Here is a 19615-nt window from a genome sequence, read left to right as displayed (position 1 = left end):
ATGGTAATGGCGATCGATACGACAGAAACAGGTTTTGAGACAAATATCGAATTAGCATTAATCGCGAATGGCTATAAAAAGCGTGTGTTAGAAGGTGAGGCAAGTAGCTCTTTCAAGCAGCATGCAATCGACGTAGAAGAGCTATTTGCTTTTTTAGAAGATACGCAGGAAAAGCGGATGCGTACGTTAGAAAAATCGTATGGTCCTACTTATCAAGAACAAGTGTTAAAGCGCATTAAAGGTCAGCTACATAAACAAGGTTTGATTGAATGTTTACGTAAAGGGATTAAAGACCGTGGTGTCACATTACAACTTGCGTATAACCAGCCACCCACCGATATGAATAAAACATTAAATGAGCAGTACAGGAAAAATCGTTTTAATGTTGCTCGCCAAGTGTTTTACAGTGATAAGCATAACAATAGCTTAGATATGGTGCTGTTTTTAAACGGTTTACCACTTGTAGTGATGGAGCTGAAAAATCCATTAACAAACCAAACAGTTGAAGATGCGATGAAACAATTAAAGAATGATCGGGATCCACGTGAGCAGCTATTTAAATTTAATGAGCGTGTTGCTGTTTACTTTGCCGTTGACCCAGATGAAGTGTTTATGACAACAAAGCTTGATAAGAGCAAAACGTACTTCCTCCCATTTAACAAAGGCAATAATGGCGGGAAAGGCAATCCGTTAACTTACGGTGACAACTATCGAACGCATTATTTATGGGAAGACATTTTAGCACCTGATAGCTTGCTCGATATTATATATCGCTTCATCTTTATTAAGAAAGACGACATTAAAGATTCAAACGGTGAAACAATAGGTGAGCGTCAAATGCTCATTTTTCCTCGTTTCCATCAGCTTGATGTTGTACGTAAGTTAGAAGCAGATGTTGCACAAAAACTTGTCGGTCATAATTATTTAATTCAGCACTCTGCGGGATCTGGTAAGACGAATTCAATTTCATGGCTTGCACATCGTTTAGCTAAGCTACATAACGAGGAAAATGAATCGATCTTTAGTAGTGTGATTGTGATTACCGATCGCCGAGTATTAGATAAGCAATTGCAAGACGCAGTGTATCAATTAGAGCATAAAGCAGGAATGGTCGAGCCAGTCGATAAAAACTCAGAGCAATTAGCACGTGCTATTAATAGTGAAACACGCATTATTATTACAACGCTCCAAAAGTTCCCATTTATTTTGGAGAAAGTAGCGGGTTTAGAGCGAAAAAAATATGCAGTTATTATCGACGAAGCGCACTCATCTCAAGGTGGTAAAGCATCTACTGCCTTAACAAATGTTCTATCAGATAAGACATTAGAAGCAGCATATGAGGAAGACCGCATTGCCGAAGAAAACTTAGCTGATGTAGACGAGAAAATTGTGGAAGCCATTTTGAAAAGTGGGAAACAGGATAACGTATCGTTCTTTGCTTTTACAGCGACTCCAAAGCCCAAGACATTAGAGAAGTTTGGTACGGTTGGTATTGATGGTAAGCCAGAGGCCTTTCATCAATACACAATGCGCCAAGCAATTGAAGAAGGGTTTATTTTAGATGTACTTGAAAACTACACAACATATAAAACGTTCTGGAAAATTGCCAAGACTGTCGATGATGATCCGGAGGTATCGAAGAAGCAAGCCACCAAAAAGCTTGCTCAATACGTTTCATTGCATCCGCACAGCATTGAACAAAAAACAGAAATTATCATTGAACATTATCGGAATTTTGTACAGCGGAAAATTGGTGGACGTGCCAAGGCAATGGTCGTGACAGCAAGCCGTTTACATGCAGTACGTTATAAAATTGCTTTTGATAAGTATATCCATGAAAAGGGATATAACGATTTAAAAACAGTTGTGGCATTTTCAGGTACTGTAAAAGACGGTGGAATAGATTACACGGAGCCGGACATGAACAATTTCTCTGAAAAAGAGCTACCTGATAAATTCAATTCAGATGAATTTAAGGTATTGCTTGTAGCTGAGAAATATCAAACGGGATTTGATGAACCACTGTTGCATACGATGTATGTAGATAAGCCATTAAGTGGTATTAAAGCGGTGCAAACTCTATCTCGTTTAAATCGTACTTGCCCAGGTAAAGAGGACACATTCGTACTCGATTTTGTAAATGAACCAGAGATTATGAAAGCTTCGTTCCAACCATATTACGAATCAACAAGTCTATCTGAAATTACGGACCCAAATATCCTTTATGATATGCAGGCTGACATCGAGCCTCATCAAGTATTTAAAGAAGATGAGGTGCAAAGGGTTAATGAACTTGAAGTAACAGACGGTGTGAAAAAGTCAACTAGGGCGCAAACAGAGTTAAATGCAATTCTTGACAAAGGTGTAGAGCGATATAAAAAGCTTTCAGAAGAAGAACAGGTTGATTTTAAACAAGCTGCAACAAAATTTATTCGTACGTATAGTTTCGTGCTACAAGTTATAACGTTTATTGATCTAAGCTTACACAAACAATATATTTATTTAACATACTTGTTGCGCAAACTACCTCGTACAACTGGTGATAAGGACGTTTATTTAGCTGATGATATCGCACTTGAATACTATCGAAATCAAAAGGTATTCGAAGGAAGCATCGAGTTGGAAAAAACGGGTGGCATTGAACTTGATCCACAGAAGCATGGTGCTGGTGGTGTAGCTGAAGATGAGAAGGTGCGATTATCAAGCGTGTTAGAAAAGTTAAATGAGCGCTTTGGTACAACATTTACAGAAACAGATTTTCTTTCTCGTGAACAAGTGAAAGAGGACATGTTGAATGATGATGATCTTCGTCAGAAAGCGAAAAACAATACAAAAGAAAACTTCAAATTCGCTTTTGAAAAAACATTTATGAATTTTGTTATCGACCGAATGAGTAGCAATCAGGAATTCTTTATGAAAATTTTAGAGAACGATGAATTTAAGTCGTACATTATGGAAGATATGTTGAATGAGGTATATGGAGAAGTGAATCGATGATGATTCTATCGAAATATCAGTCTAAGTTCTATAAGAAAAAAAGATGACAGTCCGTCATCTTTTTTTCTTGTAGTAATCACTGTTCAGTTTTTTGAGAAGGTTTAAGGAATCGAATAAACAAAGGGCTAACTACAAAAATAGCTATAATGAGTAAAAGTTTATTTGATACAAATTTCATAAACGTTGTATTAATGATATACAATGAAATGAGTAATAAATAACATACTAAGAATAATAAACCAGACTTTCTTTTCTGAAATGGTTTATCTAAAAGAATGAGCATAAATAAACCTGCCATGATAATGATGAAGGTCATTTTTTTACCTCCTTAGTTATTGTGGAAATACACCAGATGGAACTGCTGCATAACCTAATCCAGTAAATCTTATTCTTACGCCATGTCCTTCATGTTCATCTTGAATCATTTGACCAAAGCCTACAAGCCCTCCACCTATTACTCCAGCAATAGCACTAGCTAGTTGAGTAGGAGGAACGGGTATGAATCTAGAAATGGCTGCGATTCCACTAGTAGCGCCCCCTCCAGCTTTGAAAGACTGATATAAAGATCTGGTCTCATTGCAATCAAAGTATAAGTTATATCCCCACCAATAAACATTATGACCGTTCTTCCCGCATCCTTTAGATAATGTTGATATCTTATGATCAAGTGAATTAGTGTTAGATTCATCTAGCATTTTAATACTAAAATCAGGTTGAATAACAGCTTTTTTATCAAGTACTAATTGGTTGCTATACTTCAGCCATGTCTTTACTTCTTTAATTATTGTATGATCTAGATTCAAATCAGTATAATCTGGTTTTAAAATAAGTGTTCCTTTTTTAGATAAATATAGATATGACTCTATTTTCTTTATGTCCTTCATACTGACTTTTGTCTTTTTAACATCTTTTTGTTCAGAATGAAGTGATTGATTTTTTTCAGAGTTGTTATCATCTGTTTTTTTCACTTCCGCAGAGCTTACATTGGAAAAAAATGTTGTGGATATGATAATTGTTAACAAGCCTATAAATAGTTTAAAAATCTTACTTCGATTGTTTTTATTCATTAAGTTTTCCCCTTCCATTTAATGTTGTCATCATTGTACTGTAAAAAAAATATGATGTGGTAATTATGATAAAAAAGGGTAAAAAAGTAGGTTTTATATTGAGCTGGAAGTTAATTTTCGGCGGATTTTTAATTAGTTAAAAAGGTGTCTTAAGACCCTTGTGGGGTGTGTTGTAAAAACAGAAGAATAAACAATTGTCATAAAGATTTTAAAAAACCCCCAACCAATTCAAAATCACATCTTCCCATTTGTGACTTCCTCATATATAGTAAGATTAGACTAGTTCTAAATAACTGAAATTGGGGCGTTTACATGGATTCGATTGTTTTACATTTTATTGTGATCATGAGTGTTTCTGGCATTCTGTCCGTGATATTATCAATCATTGCTCATGCGAACCGCTACCGGTATATTGGCTGTCAATTGTTTATGTACATGTCTGGAGCAACTGCGATTTATATCTTTGGGCACACGTTTGAATTATTGGCAAGTACACCTAGGGAGATTATGTTCTGGGTTTGTTTTCAATACATAGGTCTTCCGTTCATCGCGCCATTCAGTCTGATGATTGTGCTGCAATTTACGGGATTCCATCAATATTTCACAAAGCGCCGCGTGCTTCTCATCTTACTGATTCCAACTCTCACCACCATTATGGTGTTCACCAACTCTTTTCATTCACTCTTTTATCGAAGCATTACGATGAATCTAGTAGACGGATTTTTATTGGCTGACTTTACGATTGGCTATTGGTATATCATTCATGGCGTCTATACATTTGGCTGTTCGATGCTCGCTATTTTTATGCTGGTTTGGTTTTTGCATGTCACAAAAAAGGAATATCTAAAGCAGATCCTTATTTTGCTAGTGGGCATGTTACTGCCAATTACGACATCTTTTATCTATTTATTAGGTGTGACACCTCTTCATATTGACCCGGTCCCTGTGGTGATGTTTTTAACCAATGCGCTCTATTTATGGGCGATTATGTCGTTCCAGCTCTTTAAGCTCTCTCCCATTGCGATGGAGCGTGTGTTTGAGCATATGTCTGAAGGGGTTCTCATTTTAGATCGGTACCGAACACTCATCGATTACAACCCCGCTGCTGCATCGATCATTCCAGCCCTTTCTAATAAAAAGGGGATTGGTTTTAAAATAGACGATATATTCTCAGGGATCATCAAAGATACTGACTTCATTCAATGGCTGCGTTCTCCGCAGGATCATTCGCAATATGATCTAATGTTGAAAAAGGAAAAAGATCATTCCAGCTATTATCACTTGACCGCATCGTCCCTATTTAATAGAAGAGGAGAGATTGAGGGCAGGCAAATTGTGATCAGTGATGTAACAGAGCAGCGTTTATTGCAGGAAGAGCTGGAGCGCCGTGCATATATTGATGGGTTGACGAATATCTTCAATCGGTCTTCATTCATTGAACGAACGCAGATGATCCTAGAAGAGGATGCGCAGGATACGGCTGTTATGCTGTTTGATATTGATTTCTTTAAACAAATCAATGACACGCACGGACATCATATTGGTGACGAGGCACTGCGTCATGTTGTCACCATTTGTCAGCAGCATTTACAAATGGACGATTTATTCGGACGATATGGCGGAGAAGAGTTTGCTATTTGTCTGCCGCATCATTCTTTTGAAGAGGCATGTCATATTGCGGAGCGAATTAGACATTCGTTTGAGATGAGTTTCTTTGAGAATGATGAGGAAAAAGTGCGAGTGACAGCGAGCTTTGGAATTGCTCACACAGCTTATGATCCAAATGTATTAGAAACTCTTCTATTTGAAGCGGACCAAGCCTTGTATATGTCAAAACGCCAAGGACGCAACCGGATTTATGCGTCAACTGGAGCAGACTATATGCTTTATGAAGAGAAGAATTGACATGCCGCTAGCTTCTCATTGACGGTTGTCCTGACATTCGATATGATAAACATAACATTTGAACGGTTTCCTAAAAGGGGAGTAGCTTTTACGGTTTGGTCGTCATTACAGAAACATCCGTTGTTTCTCGGCCATTCCGGCATGAACAATGTTAGCCAGACCTTTGCCTATCACACATGAGGCAAAGGTCTGGCTATTTTTAAGATCTTTTTAAGTCTGTGTGATAGGGAAGCAGAACAAATGATGCGTTTAATCCCACAGATGAAAGGATGATCGATCTTGAAAAAATATGCGATAGCTTTCCTATTTTCCGGAACACTTGTATTAAGCGGGTGCTCCAGCTTACTTGATCAAGTCAACGATACAACGACATATGTCACTGAGGCCAATGACTATGTCACAGACATTCAGCAATTTACAGAGGACTTTCCAAAACTTGCTGAAGAAGCTGTGAAAAACGCTGCCAAAAAAGCAGAATTAACCAAGCAGTTAGAATCATTGAAGGCAGACATTCAGGCATTTAATGAAGTCAAAGCACCCCAAATAGCAGAAGACCTGCATGCACAGATCATTGAAAAAAATAAGGTGCTGTCAGAGGAAATTCAAACGTATTTACAGCAATTGAAAGCAGATAACATCGACGTTGCCGCCATGCTTGAGGACCAGCAAGGGTTGATCAAGCAGCTTCAGCAGTCCGTGAATCTATTGCAGGACATTGAACAATTAACAAACTAAAGCAAACACTATAAAGTGAATTCAGCATATCTTTGCCTTTTCCGGTGAAGATATGCTTTAATTTAAGGAAAGACAAGTCATAATGGAAAAAAGGTGATCACATGACAGAACATGAAGAAAGACATATGGCTTCGCCTAGAGCCGAGAAGGAAAAAGATCAATTGATTAATCGGCTGAAACGAGTGGAAGGACAAGTGCGCGGAATTCAGCAAATGATTGAAAACGATCGTTACTGTATAGATGTTGTCAATCAAATCTCCGCAATCAATGCGGCTTTGAAAAAGGTCAGCCTTCATTTGATGGAAAAGCATACACATCACTGCGTAACAGATGCGATTAAGAGCGGCAATGGAGATGAAGCCATTGAAGAGCTAATGACGGTTTTTACGAAATTGACAAAATCGTAGCATTTATATGTTTACAATGATACCCTACTAGGGTATAGTAAGTGTAGAAAATGATTGATGGAGGCGATGAGAAGTGGAACAAGCAACACTTCAAGTGCAGGGCATGTCTTGCGGACATTGCGTAAAAGCAGTCGAAGGAAATGTAGGAGAACTAGCAGGTGTTGATTCTGTGAAAGTCCATTTAGACAAAGGAGAGGTGGAAGTTTCATTTCACCCAGATCAAGTCACGTTGCACCGTATCTCTGATGTAATTGAAGAACAGGGATATGATGTCGTATAAATGAACATACGTGCTGCATAACAGCACGTATTTTTTTCAAAATATAATACCCCCATGGTGTATATGGAGAGGTGAGGTCAATGAAGAAGGAAATCGACTTTCAAATTACGGGAATGACCTGTGCTGCCTGTGCAGGACGAATTGAAAAGGGATTGAACAGGCTGGAAGGTGTGGAGGATGCCAATGTGAATTTGGCGCTGGAAACATCTCATATTGTGTATGAAGCAGAACAACTCACACCAGATGATCTCAAGCAAAAAATTCAATCCCTCGGCTACGATGTGGTGATGGAGCAAGCAGAATTTGATATAGAGGGAATGACGTGTGCAGCGTGTGCCAACCGAATTGAGAAAAAAATCAATCGGATGGATGGTGTTGATCACGGATCTGTAAACTTTGCGCTGGAGACCCTTCAGGTCACATATCACCCAGGGCAAACGTCTACAAGTGATATAAAGGAAGCGGTTCAGTCTATTGGGTATTCTTTAATTGAACCAGCTGTAGATGATGCAGAGGAAGGAAAGAAAGATCATCGCCAAGCAGCAATAGAGAAGCAGACGGCACGCTTTTTATTTTCAATGATTCTGTCACTTCCGCTTCTTTGGGCAATGGTCAGTCATTTTTCTTTCACGTCTTTTATTTGGCTGCCTGAAGCGTTCATGAATCCTTGGGTTCAGCTGGCGTTAGCAGCACCCGTTCAGTTCATTGTCGGCTGGCCCTTCTATGTAGGTGCGTATAAAGCGTTACGTAATAAAAGTGCCAACATGGATGTTCTTGTCGCACTTGGGACATCAGCTGCGTTTTTCTATAGTTTATATGAAAGCATTCAGTCAGCGGTTCAAGGCACACATGAGGCAGCCCTCTATTACGAAACAAGTGCTGTACTCATTACGTTGATCGTTCTCGGAAAATTAATGGAAGCAAGAGCAAAAGGGAGATCATCAGAAGCGATTCAAAAGCTGATGGGTCTACAAGCGAAAGAAGCGGTCATCGAGCGAGATGGGAAAGAGATGACAGTCTCTATTTCCGAAGTGAAAGTGAATGATCTTGTGTTTGTCAAACCGGGAGAGAAAGTGCCGGTAGATGGAGAAATTGTGGAGGGAACAACCGCAATTGATGAGTCCATGATTACGGGCGAAAGTCTGCCTGTTGATAAAACGGCTGGTGATGCGGTCATCGGGGCAACCATCAATAAAAATGGGTTTGTGAAAGTGAAAGCGACAAAGGTTGGGAAAGAGACCGCCCTTTCACAGATTATTAAAGTCGTAGAACAAGCACAGGGCTCAAAAGCGCCGATTCAAAGGATGGCAGATCAAATTTCAGGGATATTCGTTCCCATTGTTGTAGGAATTGCAGTGCTCACCTTCCTGATCTGGTTTTTCTTTGTTGATCCAGGAAATGTGACAGCAGCACTTGAAACCTTTATAGCGGTCATCGTCATCGCATGTCCGTGTGCGCTTGGCCTTGCTACACCAACCTCAATTATGGCTGGGAGCGGCCGTGCAGCTGAATCAGGCATCCTGTTTAAAGGCGGGGAGCATTTAGAGGTGACTCAATCACTCGACACGGTGGTGTTAGATAAAACAGGAACTGTGACAAAAGGGGAACCGAGTCTGACAGATGTGCAGGCATATGCTAATTGGACAGAAGATGTTTTGCTTCAGTTAGTAGGATCAGCTGAACAGCAGTCGGAACACCCGCTTGCTAGAGCGATCACAGATGGAATGAAGGAACAAGGTCTTGAAGCGGTCGAGATTGAAGCCTTCCAAGCTGACCCAGGTCATGGGATTGAAGCAAAGGCAGCAGGACACAAGCTTTTGGTTGGAACGCGTAAGCTATTACAGAAACATCAAATCCCATATGATCAAGTCGAAGCATCCGTCACAACACTGGAGCAGCAAGGAAAAACGGCTATGCTTGTCGCAATTGACGGCGAATTCGCTGGTATTGTTGCGGTCGCAGATACGATCAAATCATCCTCTCCTCAAGCAATCAAGCGTCTGAAGGAGCAAGGGATTCACGTCGTGATGATGACAGGTGATAACAAGCTGACAGCAGAGGCGATTGCGAAACAGGCGGGCATTGATCATGTCATTGCTGAAGTCCTGCCTGAGGAAAAGGCTGCTCACATTGCGGCGCTTCAGGAACAAGGAAAGAAAGTCGCCATGGTCGGAGATGGTATTAATGATGCCCCAGCTCTTGCGACAGCGAATATTGGGATGGCAGTTGGAACTGGGACAGATGTCGCCATGGAAGCAGCAGATATCACACTCATGACAGGAGACCTCCATGCCATTGCTGATGCGCTTGTATTTAGTCAAAAAACGATGAGAAACATCAAGCAAAATCTATTTTGGGCGCTTGCTTATAATTGTATTGGGATACCGATAGCAGCTTTAGGACTTCTTGCGCCATGGCTTGCAGGAGCAGCAATGGCCTTTAGCTCCGTGTCGGTTGTATTGAATGCGCTCAGATTGCAGCGATTGAAACCGGTGAGAGAGGGAGTGGCACAATGAAACTGAATGTCAAATGGATTTGGACGATTAGTGCATTGTTCTATGTTGCTCTTGTCCTCATTGGATATGCGATGTACGATCAATTTTATCCACAACAAGATACACCAAGTGAACAAATGCAAAATCATTAGGACTTCGCCCAAAAGCGAAGTCTTTTTTTAACAATTTTGTGGAAAAACCCACCTTTTAAAAGATTTTTCATAAAAAATTCACTTCTTTTTGTTCCTTTTTGTCGTTTTTTGTAGGTTCATCGTTAAGATGCGATTAAGCAACAAAGAAAGCGTTATCAAAAAAAGGGGGTTCACGTATGAAAAAGTTAGGGTTAGCTTCTCAAATACTCATTGCACTTGTTCTGGGTGTTATCGTGGGAGCGCTGTTTTATCAAAATGAAACCGTTATTAATGTGTTAACGCCGATTGGCGATATATTCATCCATTTAATTAAAATGATTGTCCTGCCAATTGTTATTGCTGCGTTGATTGTAGCAGTGGCTGGAGTAGGGGATATGAAAACTATCGGAAGACTCGGTGGGAAAACGATTCTTTACTTCGAAATTGTGACAACGATTGCATTAGCAGTAGGACTGCTTGCAGCAAACGTTTTCCATCCTGGTACAGGAATTGACATGAGCAACATGGAAAAGGGCGATATCTCTAAATATGAAGAGACATCGAAAGCTTCTTCCGAAAAAGCAAGTTTCTCTGAAACGATTGTGCATCTAGTGCCAACAAACGTTTTCCAATCCATTGCAGAAGGTGATCTATTACCAACGATCTTCTTTACCGTCTTATTCGGATTAGGAATTGCCGCAGTAGGAGACAAAGGGAAACCAGTGTTAGGGTTCTTTGAGGGGATACTCGAAGCCATGTTCTGGGTGACCAATAAAGTGATGAAGTTTGCACCATTTGGTGTATTCGCGCTCATCAGTGTGACGGTGATCAAATTCGGGGTCGGAGCGCTTCTCCCGCTAGGTAAACTGGTACTTGTCGTTTACGGCACAATGGCATTCTTCGTGATTGTCGTACTTGGCATTATCGCAAAATTAGCTGGAACAAGCGTCTTTACACTATTTAGAGTGCTAAAAGAAGAAATCATTCTTGCATTCTCAACAGCAAGTTCAGAAGCTGTATTGCCTAGACTAATGGATAAAATGGAGAAGTTCGGCTGCCCGAAAGCGATCACGTCGTTCGTTATCCCAACAGGCTACACCTTTAACTTAGATGGAAGTGCCATCTATCAATCCATTGCCGCCATATTTGTTGCACAAATGTACGGCATGCCACTTTCCATCTATGAGCAAATTACGTTACTATTAATCTTGATGCTGACATCAAAAGGAATGGCTGGTGTACCAGGTGCATCAATCGTTGTTGTTATCACAACACTTGGTGCAATGGGACTGCCGCTTGAAGGACTTGCCTTCATCGTTGGGATCGACCGTATTCTTGACATGGTTCGTACAACTGTTAACGTATTTGGTAACTCACTTGCAGCCATTGTCATGTCTAAGTGGGAAAAAGTTTTTGATCAAGAGAAATCGAAGAAGTATATTGAGGAATTAAAACAACAAACAAAAGCAGCGTAAAAGGAGATCTTTTCAAATGACGAAGCTACAGGACAAGCAAGTTCGAATCGAACGAGACTTTCTAGGTGAAAAGGAAGTAGACACTCAAGCGTATTATGGAATTCAAACATTACGTGCAGTAGAGAACTTTCCAATTACTGGCTACCATGTTCATGAGGAACTCATCAAAGCATTAGGGATTGTCAAAAAGGCAGCCGCACTTGCAAATATGGATACAAAGCGACTATATTCTGGTCTTGGAGAAAAAATTGTTCAAGCCGCAGATGAGGTTATTGAAGGAAAATGGAACAATCAATTTATTGTCGATCCAATTCAAGGCGGGGCTGGCACTTCAATGAATATGAATGCCAATGAAGTCATTGCAAACAGAGCGCTTGAACTACTAGGAAAGGAAAAAGGCGCTTATACTGAGCTAAGTCCAAACACGCATGTGAACATGTCGCAGTCAACAAACGACGTTTTCCCAACAGCGATTCATATTTCTACATTGAATATGATTGAAAAACTACTTTATACGATGGAAAACATGCATCAAGTCATGACAGAAAAAGCACAAGAATTTGATCATGTCATCAAAATGGGACGTACGCATCTTCAGGACGCTGTTCCAATCAGACTTGGTCAAGAGTTTAATGCTTATGCAAAGGTTCTTGCTCGTGATATTAAACGTATCAAGCAGTCTAGACAGCATTTATATGAAGTCAATATGGGAGCAACAGCAGTCGGAACTGGCTTGAATGCTGATCCTAAATATATTCGCCAGGTGGTTGGCTATCTATCTGATATTAGCGGATTACCTTTAGTTGGAGCAGAAGACTTAGTCGATGCTACGCAAAATACGGATGCTTATACAGAAGTATCAGCTGCACTGAAAGTATGTATGATGAATATGTCCAAAATGGCGAACGATATTCGCTTAATGGCATCAGGTCCAAGAGCAGGCTTTGGTGAGCTTCACTTGCCGCCGAGACAGCCAGGTTCATCTATCATGCCAGGGAAAGTCAACCCAGTGATGCCTGAGGTCATGAACCAAGTGGCATTCCAAGTCATCGGAAATGACCACACGATCTGTCTTGCATCAGAGGCTGGTCAGCTTGAGCTGAACGTGATGGAGCCGGTGCTTGTGTTCAACCTGCTTCAATCTCTCAGCATTATGAAGAATGTATTTGAGTCCTTCGTAGACAACTGCTTGCGTGACCTAAAAGCAGATGAATCTAGATTAAAAGAATATGTAGAAAAGAGTGCTGGTGTCATGACGGCGGTCAATCCGCATATTGGTTATGAAGCTGCTGCACGAATTGCAAGAGAAGCGATTCTTACAGGCGTATCTGTACGTGAGCTTTGTCTGCAAAATGATGTGTTATCAGAGGAAGAGCTTGATATTATCTTAAATCCTTTTGAAATGACGAAACCAGGTATTGCTGGCGCATCACTTTTAGAAAAGGATCGTTTAGAAGATTAAGCGGCATCATGAGAAGCGCACACCGACAAATGTTCGGTGTGCGTTTTTTCATGGACTGTTTGTTTTTCTGAAGCTCACATAGTATACTATCGTCAATTATTAGGGATGTGACTGCGCTTGAATCTACTGAAAAAATGGTTGAATACAGAGCCTTATTTAATTGTGATGCTCATTGTACTGACACCGATTGGCGGAGAGTTTAAATTTTATCCATTTGAGGACAGCTTTCGGGTCAGCTTTGGAACCGTTGTCTTTTTCTTTATCCTGCTTCAAATGAAAAAATTCCCGGCATGGGCAAGCGGTATCATTGCAGGGGTTTCTGTTTTTGTATTTCGCGTGCTTCTTGATACAGCCGTCACAGGTCATCTTCCGCTGGAAGAGGCGGTTTCATTAAGGTTTCCTCCCCTGCTTTATTATGTCGTCTACGGAACGCTCTTTTATTTATTAAAGGTCAGACGTTTCCGCGATCAGCCTTGGCTGATTGGAGCGACAGGTATCATCATGGAGCTGTGTGCAAGCGTTGTTGAAATGATTGCACTTCGTGGTACCATCGATGAAATTTTAACGATGCGGACGCTGTTTCAACTTTTCGTTTTAGCTATTTTCAGAAGCTTTTTCGTGTTGGCTTGTTATACAATGATTCGTTTATATGAAGAGCAGGCGAGAGAGCGTCAGATGAAAAAGGAAAAGGAACATCTGCTCATGCTCCTGTCTAACCTTTATACGGAATCTACATACTTTCATAAAACACTTGCACATGCTGAACACATTACAGCGACATCCTATCAATTGTATCAATCTTTGCATCACGCAAAGGATGCGGAATCTTTGGATTTGAAAAAGCTCGGAAAAACAGCCCTGCAAATCGCTGGAGAGGTGCATGAGATCAAAAAGGATAACCAGCGGATTTTTTCTGCCTTATCAAAGCTGATACATGAAGAAAATTTTCAGGCTTATGCAAGTCCTGCGCATATTGCTGGGCTCGTGATTCGTATTCATGAAAATTACGCAGAATCTCTTAAAAAAAACATTGTCTTTCATTATGATGAAGATGGGCAGCATCCCGTCTATCATGTGTATACCATTCTATCTTTGTTAAATAATATCGTTTCCAATGCTGTCGAAGCCATTCCGGTGGATGGAGAGGTGTCACTCTCTATTTCCCAGAAAGAGAACCATGTGATCTTTCAAATTAGTGACAACGGGCCTGGCATTAAAGAGCGTAATCATCATGTGATTTTTAAACCCGGTTTTACTTTAAAATATGATCAGGCTGGAAATCCATCAAGCGGTATCGGGCTTTCCTATGTGAAGGATACAGCGGAGAAGCTTGGCGGAAGTGTTGAGATGAAGAGTATCCCAAATAAACAAACGATTTTCACGTTAACGATACCAATGGATCAAGTCAGTAGAAAAGAGGGGATTGGGAGATGAGATTTTTTATTGTGGATGACGATGAAGCCGTGCGTTCTTCACTCGCTCAGCTCATTGAAGATGAAGAGCTTGGCATTGTCGCAGGGGAAGCAGAGGATGGCGCAGAGTTAACAGCAAGCTACTTAAATGATTTGCACATTGATATCTTATGTATTGATCTATTGATGCCGGAAAGAGATGGTCTTGAAACGATTCGAGCCATTAAGGATGAGTTTCATGGGAAATACTTAATGCTGTCACAGGTAGAAACAAAGGAATTAATCGGCCAGGCGTATACGCTTGGTGTCGAGTATTATGTGACAAAGCCAATCAATCGTGTAGAGGTGTTAAGTGTGCTCCACCTCATGATTGAGCGGCTTCATTTGGAGCATTCAATTGAAAATATTCAGCACTCACTCAAATCTGTCATGCAGTTTCAGCAGCGAGGTCAGACCAAAACGAAGCAGCGTGGGAAAACTCTTGCAGAGGCAGGTCAGTTCTTGCTGGCAGAGCTTGGGATTGTGGGAGAAAAGGGGTCTAAAGATTTATTAGATATGATCCTCTTCACAGATCAGTATTTAGCGCTGCATACTGAACATCATGATTCCTTTCCTTCTTTAAAGGTCATTTTCAATGGTGTCACGGAGGATAAATTAAATGAGCCTTACACATCTGCAGACATTGCAAGAGAAGCGAAGGCAGCGGAACAGCGGGTGAGGCGTGCAATCAACCAATCCTTGAAACACATCGCATCACTTGGGTTAACTGATTTTTCTCATCCGACTTTTGAAAATTACGCTTCTAAATTCTTTGATTTCACCATCGTGCGAAAGAAAATGAGTGAATTAACAAAAGAGACGAACGGTAGAGAAGAACATACCCGTATCAATGTGAAGAAATTTGTGCAGGTGCTCTACTACGAAGCAAAACGTATTTTTATGGAAGATTAAAAAAAGGCATGCTCCCTCATGAGGGAGACATGTCTTTTTTGGTGATGGATTGCAGGTGCATCTGCAGCACGGAGCGTATGAGCTGAGGCGGTAAACGATGAGGCTGCAAGATTCCATTCAATGCAAGCCCATTGATGACCGCATAAAGGCGCTCAGTTTCGACTAAAAGATCGATATGATCGAGCAAAAGCCCATCTTCTTTTAATTTCATTAAACAATATTGGGTCATTTGGAAAAGCTCGTCATACATCTTTGCATTGAGCGGCTGTAAATCAGGTTCAGTCATCGACTTGACTGTAAAAGCCTGCCACACCTCCATTTCAAATCTTCGTTCTTCATCAAGTGGAAGAACCTGCTCCAATAACGTGAGAACATTTTCTTCCGTTGAACCGTTCAGCTCAAGTGCTGTCAACCGCTCTTTGACTCTTTCCTGAATCAATGTCATAGAGAAAAGAAATAGCTCCTGCTGTGTGGAGAAATAATGACGCATAGAGCCCGCTGAAATGCCAGCTTCTACCGCTACTTTTCGGACAGAAGCGTTTTCCAATCCATCCTGTTTAATCACTCTCATAGCAGCTTGAGCGACTTTTTGTTTTTGTTTATGGTGATCGACGATTTTTGGCATACATTGATTTTAGCACAGCTATTGTTTTTTTAACACAGTTGTGTTATTTTTTATTTAATACAATTGTGTTAAAAAGGATGTGGGGAATATTGGTTGGGTTATTGATTGTCGCATGTGAAATTGGCTTTTGGCTGTTTATTCTGGTGGGGTTAACACTGCGTTATGTGTTTAAACAGAAAAAGTGGGGCGCCTTCTTTCTCATTTGTACACCGATTTTGGATCTCATTCTTCTGGCAGCGACGTATTTGGATTTAAGACAGGGGGCTGTGGCGAGTGTCATTCATGGGCTCGCGGCTGTTTATATTGGGGTGAGTCTCGCTTTTGGTCATCAAATGGTGAAATGGGCAGATGTCCGGTTTGCTTATCGATTTGCAGGAGGTCCGAGGCCAAAAGGAAAACCCAAGTACGGTAAAGAGCGTTCTGTATATGAACTGGTCGGCTGGACGCGGCATTTAATCTCTTATGTCATCGGAGCGGGACTGTTATATGGATTGACCTATCTCATCCAAGCACCAGAACGAACGGAAGCGTTGGTACAGCTTGTCAGTATGTGGGGGATGGTCTTAGCCATTGATTTCGTCATTAGCATCAGCTACGTCATTTGGCCGAAAAAACACCCAGAAAATATAGCAGGCTAACAAAAAAGACAGGCGGGTTCACTCCACCTGTCTTTTCTTATGATGACAATCCCTTGTAAATGGTGTCAATATTCCATTTCATCATCTTATAGTAGCTGTCCCCATCTTCACCTTTCTTTCCAATGGAGTCAGTAAATACTTTTCCTTTAATCGGAACCCCAGTTTCTTCAGATAGGCTTTCAAGGCTGCGTTGATCGACACTTGTTTCAAGAAAGAGCGCAGGCACTTGATGATCTTTGACAAAATGAATGATGCGCTTCATTTGTCCAGGTGTACCTTCATTTTCTGTGTTGATCTCCCAAATGTAGCCTGCCTCTAGTCCATAGGCATCTGCAAAATACTTGAAGGCTCCCTCACTTGTGACAAGACGCTTTTTATCTTTTGGCAGCTGGTCGAACTTGTCTTTTGCATCATCGTGAAGGGCTTGAAGCTTTTTAATATAAGCTTCCGCATTTTTCTCATAATCCTCTCTGTGCTCAGCGTCCGCTTGAATAAGTGCATCTCTGGCATTTTTAGCATAGAGAATCCCATTTTCAACATTTAGCCAAGCATGGGGGTCCTGCTGGCTTTCGAGGCCTTTTGAAGATAAATGTTTTACTTTGACGCCTTTACTCATTTCGGCTACAGGTGCATCATCCCCGTCCTTGCCACTCGATTCGAGCAGCTTTTGAAACCAGCCATTCCCTGTTTCAAGGTTTAAACCATTATATAGAACAAGGTCTGCATCCGTTGTATGCTGAACATCCTTTGGCAGTGGATCAAATTCATGCGGGTCTGTACCAATGGGAACAATGCTGTGAATAGAGACGTGCTCTCCGCCTACTTCCTTCACAATGTCATAAAGAATGGAGTAGGTCGTGACGACTTTTAATGTGCCGTCATCTTTGCCGGAATTATTTTGCTTAGTAGAACAGCCTGTGATGATCATAAGGGCAATGAATACTGCGGTCAAACGGATTGCAAATACCTTCTTCATATATGTCCTCCTTTTACATAGACGCTTCCTTTTTTAGCTGCGTTCGTTTTCGTTTAGATTTTAATGATCTCCATAGAATTCCTTGCTTTGGTGAAAGGATAAAGGCACTCCCGAATAAAATGGTCGCGACCAGTACGATAGAAGCACCAGACGACAAGTTATACGTAAAACTAAGCCCAAGACCGGCAACGGCAGAAACTGCCCCGAAAAAAGCAGATAAATAGATCATGATCCATAACCGGTCTGTTAAGAGATACGCAGTGGCTGCCGGTGTAATAAGCATGGCAACGACAAGAATAATCCCAACAGTTTGCAGTGAAGCAACGGTCACAAGGGTCAACAGCGTCATGAGAAAATAATGGATCATTCGATTCGGTAAACCGTAAACCGAAGAAATGACCGGATCAAATGAACTAATGAGTAATTCCTTGTAGAAAACGATGACGGCCAGCAGGATAAAAATGCCGATGCCAAACGTAATCCACATATCAGATGATCGAACAGCTAGAACGTTTCCAAACAAGATATGATATAAATCACTGGAACTTTTCAAAAATGTGATCAAAATGATCCCGATTGAAAAAAAAGCGGTGAAGACAATGCCAATCGCAGAGTCATTTTTGATTCGGCTGTTTTGACTCACATATCCAATGCCAATCGCTGTTAATACACCAGTTAAGACGGCACCGAAGAAAAAGTTAATTCCCAGCATATAAGAGATGGCGACACCTGGCAGCACAGCATGCGATATGGCGTCTCCCATCAAGGCCATGCCCCGTAAAATGATAAAGCAGCCAATGACCCCGCAAATAATGCCTACCATCACGGACGTAAATAACGCTTTTTGTAAAAATGCATATTCAAAGAGTCCGGTTAAAAATTCCATTACGCGTCTCCTCCTGCTGATTTTAAGAATGGCAGCTGCGTTTCATATGCCTCCAGCATGACCTCTGGGCGAAGGATGTCGTGTACAGGTCCAGCTTTGATGAGTTTTTTATTTAACAAAACGAGATGGCTGAAGTAATCATCGGCTTTACTTAAATCATGATGGACCACTAAAATGGTTTTTCCTTCATCCCGTAATTCCTTCAAAATGCGAACCATCGTCTCTTCACTTGCCATATCAATCCCAACAAACGGTTCATCCAAACAGAAGAGCTGTGCATTTTGCGCAAGTGCTCTTGCAAGGAAGACACGCTGCTGCTGACCTCCGGATAACTCACCAATCTGTCTTTTAGTAAAGTCCTGCATGCCGACCTTTTCTAAACAGTGGTACGCATATGCCCGGTCTTCTTTTTTCGGACGTTTGATCAGGCCAAGCTTCGGATATGTTCCAAGTAGGACGGTATCCAGCACATGAATAGGAAACGTCCAGTCTAGATCATTTCTCTGGGGTACATAGGCGATCTGTTTTCTAACTTGTTTAAAGGGCTGGTCAAAAAAGCGAATATCCCCTTGGTCTTTTTCAATTAAATCCAAGCATGCCTTGAGTAAAGTTGATTTACCGGCACCATTTGGACCTATGATTCCTGTCATCGTTCCTTTCTGTATGGAAAGAGAGATGTTTTCTAAAGCATCCTGTCCATGATATGAGACATGAAGACGGTCAATTGTTAAAGCATTTGGCATCTCTTGCGGCCCCTTTCAATCATCATTGCACTTCCTAAAGATATATGCATACATTAAATAATTTTGACTAAAGGATGAAATGATTCTCTAATGCTAATTTGTTTCCTTAGGGAAACTTTTATTTTATTCTAAGCGTATGTCCTTCTTTTGTAAAGAGAAAAACTGTACTTATTCTGTCGGAGGGCAAACGATCGTTTTTATGTTATGCGCAGAGCGGGGGACATGAGCTTGGTTTATTGAAAATCCGTGTGACAGAATGGGATATAAAAAACCAATTATTTCTTCATAAATGATTGACAGAAGATAAGAAATCCTCATATAATAAGGATAATCTAATATATGAATATATGCTCATATATAAAGTTTTTAATTTTTAATAGGTTGAATCGATCCAGGGAACGTTACTTATCATATAGAAAAAGGTGAGAAC

General features: G+C 40.8%; 17 protein-coding genes. 12 read left to right on the top strand and 5 right to left on the bottom strand.

What is annotated here, in order from left to right:
- Positions 1-6 precede the first annotated feature (6 nt).
- Positions 7-2997, top strand: a complete 2991-nt coding sequence (locus MHI16_RS15610) for a type I restriction endonuclease (RefSeq protein WP_268466734.1) — start codon at positions 7-9, stop codon at positions 2995-2997.
- Positions 2998-3329: 332 nt separating this feature from the next.
- On the opposite strand, the gene MHI16_RS15605 is transcribed toward MHI16_RS15610, so the two are convergent.
- On the bottom strand, positions 3330-4064 hold the full coding sequence (locus MHI16_RS15605) for a hypothetical protein (RefSeq protein WP_235567008.1): 735 nt from the start codon (positions 4062-4064) through the stop codon (positions 3330-3332).
- Between the two features lie 312 nt (positions 4065-4376).
- On the opposite strand from MHI16_RS15605, the gene MHI16_RS15600 reads away from it, so the two are divergent.
- The 10 genes from MHI16_RS15600 to MHI16_RS15555 all read left to right on the top strand — a co-directional run bounded on the left by MHI16_RS15600 (position 4377) and on the right by MHI16_RS15555 (position 15317).
- The gene (locus MHI16_RS15600) at positions 4377-5969 is read left to right on the top strand and encodes a histidine kinase N-terminal 7TM domain-containing protein (RefSeq protein WP_058013677.1); all 1593 of its coding nucleotides are present in this window, start codon (positions 4377-4379) and stop codon (positions 5967-5969) included.
- 279 nt (positions 5970-6248) lie between these two features.
- A complete protein-coding gene (locus tag MHI16_RS15595; protein ID WP_061409637.1) occupies positions 6249-6704 on the top strand; it encodes a DUF6376 family protein in 456 nt (151 codons plus the stop codon).
- Positions 6705-6805: 101 nt separating this feature from the next.
- The gene (locus MHI16_RS15590) at positions 6806-7111 is read left to right on the top strand and encodes a metal-sensing transcriptional repressor (protein ID WP_058013679.1); all 306 of its coding nucleotides are present in this window, start codon (positions 6806-6808) and stop codon (positions 7109-7111) included.
- Between the two features lie 73 nt (positions 7112-7184).
- Entirely contained in the window at positions 7185-7391 is a 207-nt protein-coding gene (gene copZ / locus MHI16_RS15585; RefSeq protein WP_058013680.1) for a copper chaperone CopZ, read from the top strand.
- Between the two features lie 80 nt (positions 7392-7471).
- The gene (locus MHI16_RS15580; protein WP_058013681.1) at positions 7472-9907 is read left to right on the top strand and encodes a heavy metal translocating P-type ATPase; all 2436 of its coding nucleotides are present in this window, start codon (positions 7472-7474) and stop codon (positions 9905-9907) included.
- The gene (locus tag MHI16_RS15575; protein ID WP_257474600.1) at positions 9904-10038 is read left to right on the top strand and encodes a hypothetical protein; all 135 of its coding nucleotides are present in this window, start codon (positions 9904-9906) and stop codon (positions 10036-10038) included. Before MHI16_RS15580 ends, MHI16_RS15575 begins: the two co-directional genes overlap by 4 nt.
- Positions 10039-10214: 176 nt before the next feature.
- Positions 10215-11492, top strand: coding sequence for a cation:dicarboxylase symporter family transporter (locus tag MHI16_RS15570; RefSeq protein ID WP_003213370.1), 1278 nt, complete (start codon positions 10215-10217; stop codon positions 11490-11492).
- A gap of 16 nt (positions 11493-11508) precedes the next feature.
- Complete coding sequence (aspA, locus tag MHI16_RS15565; protein ID WP_061409631.1) at positions 11509-12954, top strand: aspartate ammonia-lyase; 1446 nt, start codon at positions 11509-11511, stop codon at positions 12952-12954.
- Between the two features lie 117 nt (positions 12955-13071).
- The gene (locus MHI16_RS15560; protein ID WP_061409628.1) at positions 13072-14388 is read left to right on the top strand and encodes a sensor histidine kinase; all 1317 of its coding nucleotides are present in this window, start codon (positions 13072-13074) and stop codon (positions 14386-14388) included.
- Positions 14385-15317, top strand: coding sequence for a response regulator (locus tag MHI16_RS15555; RefSeq protein ID WP_061409626.1), 933 nt, complete (start codon positions 14385-14387; stop codon positions 15315-15317). The genes MHI16_RS15560 and MHI16_RS15555 overlap by 4 nt, the downstream gene beginning before the upstream one ends.
- A 16-nt stretch (positions 15318-15333) precedes the next feature.
- Here MHI16_RS15555 and MHI16_RS15550 read toward each other — a convergent pair whose 3' ends face one another.
- The gene (locus tag MHI16_RS15550; protein ID WP_061409624.1) at positions 15334-15942 is read right to left on the bottom strand and encodes a TetR/AcrR family transcriptional regulator; all 609 of its coding nucleotides are present in this window, start codon (positions 15940-15942) and stop codon (positions 15334-15336) included.
- An 89-nt stretch (positions 15943-16031) separates the two neighbouring features.
- Between MHI16_RS15550 and MHI16_RS15545 the strand changes: the two genes are divergently transcribed.
- Positions 16032-16580, top strand: a complete 549-nt coding sequence (locus tag MHI16_RS15545; protein WP_061409622.1) for a hypothetical protein — start codon at positions 16032-16034, stop codon at positions 16578-16580.
- Between the two features lie 37 nt (positions 16581-16617).
- Here MHI16_RS15545 and MHI16_RS15540 read toward each other — a convergent pair whose 3' ends face one another.
- The 3 genes from MHI16_RS15540 to MHI16_RS15530 are packed head-to-tail and all read right to left on the bottom strand — an operon-like array spanning position 16618 to position 19185.
- The gene (locus MHI16_RS15540) at positions 16618-17556 is read right to left on the bottom strand and encodes a metal ABC transporter substrate-binding protein (protein ID WP_268466721.1); all 939 of its coding nucleotides are present in this window, start codon (positions 17554-17556) and stop codon (positions 16618-16620) included.
- Positions 17557-17569: 13 nt separating this feature from the next.
- The gene (locus MHI16_RS15535) at positions 17570-18442 is read right to left on the bottom strand and encodes a metal ABC transporter permease (RefSeq protein ID WP_061409618.1); all 873 of its coding nucleotides are present in this window, start codon (positions 18440-18442) and stop codon (positions 17570-17572) included.
- Positions 18442-19185 carry a metal ABC transporter ATP-binding protein gene (locus MHI16_RS15530; protein WP_268466717.1) on the bottom strand — a complete coding sequence of 248 codons (744 nt, stop codon included), beginning with the start codon at positions 19183-19185 and terminating at the stop codon, positions 18442-18444. The genes MHI16_RS15535 and MHI16_RS15530 overlap by 1 nt, the downstream gene beginning before the upstream one ends.
- Positions 19186-19615: the final 430 nt, after the last annotated feature.

The sequence above is a fragment of the Bacillus sp. FSL K6-0923 genome, from assembly GCF_038630825.1.
In the GTDB taxonomy this organism is placed as follows: Bacteria; Bacillota; Bacilli; order Bacillales; family Bacillaceae; genus Bacillus; species Bacillus pumilus.
This window is presented reverse-complemented; position numbering and strand designations above follow the sequence as displayed.

What these genes read in the sequence shown, in the direction of transcription:
- MHI16_RS15610 (WP_268466734.1), top strand. Translation starts at nt 7, where the DNA reads ATGGCGATCGATACGACAGAAACAGGTTTTGAGACAAATATCGAATTA.
- MHI16_RS15605 (WP_235567008.1), bottom strand. Translation starts at nt 4,064, where the DNA reads ATGAATAAAAACAATCGAAGTAAGATTTTTAAACTATTTATAGGCTTG.
- MHI16_RS15600 (WP_058013677.1), top strand. Translation starts at nt 4,377, where the DNA reads ATGGATTCGATTGTTTTACATTTTATTGTGATCATGAGTGTTTCTGGC.
- MHI16_RS15590 (WP_058013679.1), top strand. Translation starts at nt 6,806, where the DNA reads ATGACAGAACATGAAGAAAGACATATGGCTTCGCCTAGAGCCGAGAAG.
- MHI16_RS15580 (WP_058013681.1), top strand. Translation starts at nt 7,472, where the DNA reads ATGAAGAAGGAAATCGACTTTCAAATTACGGGAATGACCTGTGCTGCC.
- MHI16_RS15575 (WP_257474600.1), top strand. Translation starts at nt 9,904, where the DNA reads ATGAAACTGAATGTCAAATGGATTTGGACGATTAGTGCATTGTTCTAT.
- MHI16_RS15570 (WP_003213370.1), top strand. Translation starts at nt 10,215, where the DNA reads ATGAAAAAGTTAGGGTTAGCTTCTCAAATACTCATTGCACTTGTTCTG.
- aspA (WP_061409631.1), top strand. Translation starts at nt 11,509, where the DNA reads ATGACGAAGCTACAGGACAAGCAAGTTCGAATCGAACGAGACTTTCTA.
- MHI16_RS15555 (WP_061409626.1), top strand. Translation starts at nt 14,385, where the DNA reads ATGAGATTTTTTATTGTGGATGACGATGAAGCCGTGCGTTCTTCACTC.
- MHI16_RS15550 (WP_061409624.1), bottom strand. Translation starts at nt 15,942, where the DNA reads ATGCCAAAAATCGTCGATCACCATAAACAAAAACAAAAAGTCGCTCAA.
- MHI16_RS15540 (WP_268466721.1), bottom strand. Translation starts at nt 17,556, where the DNA reads ATGAAGAAGGTATTTGCAATCCGTTTGACCGCAGTATTCATTGCCCTT.
- MHI16_RS15535 (WP_061409618.1), bottom strand. Translation starts at nt 18,442, where the DNA reads ATGGAATTTTTAACCGGACTCTTTGAATATGCATTTTTACAAAAAGCG.
- MHI16_RS15530 (WP_268466717.1), bottom strand. Translation starts at nt 19,185, where the DNA reads ATGCCAAATGCTTTAACAATTGACCGTCTTCATGTCTCATATCATGGA.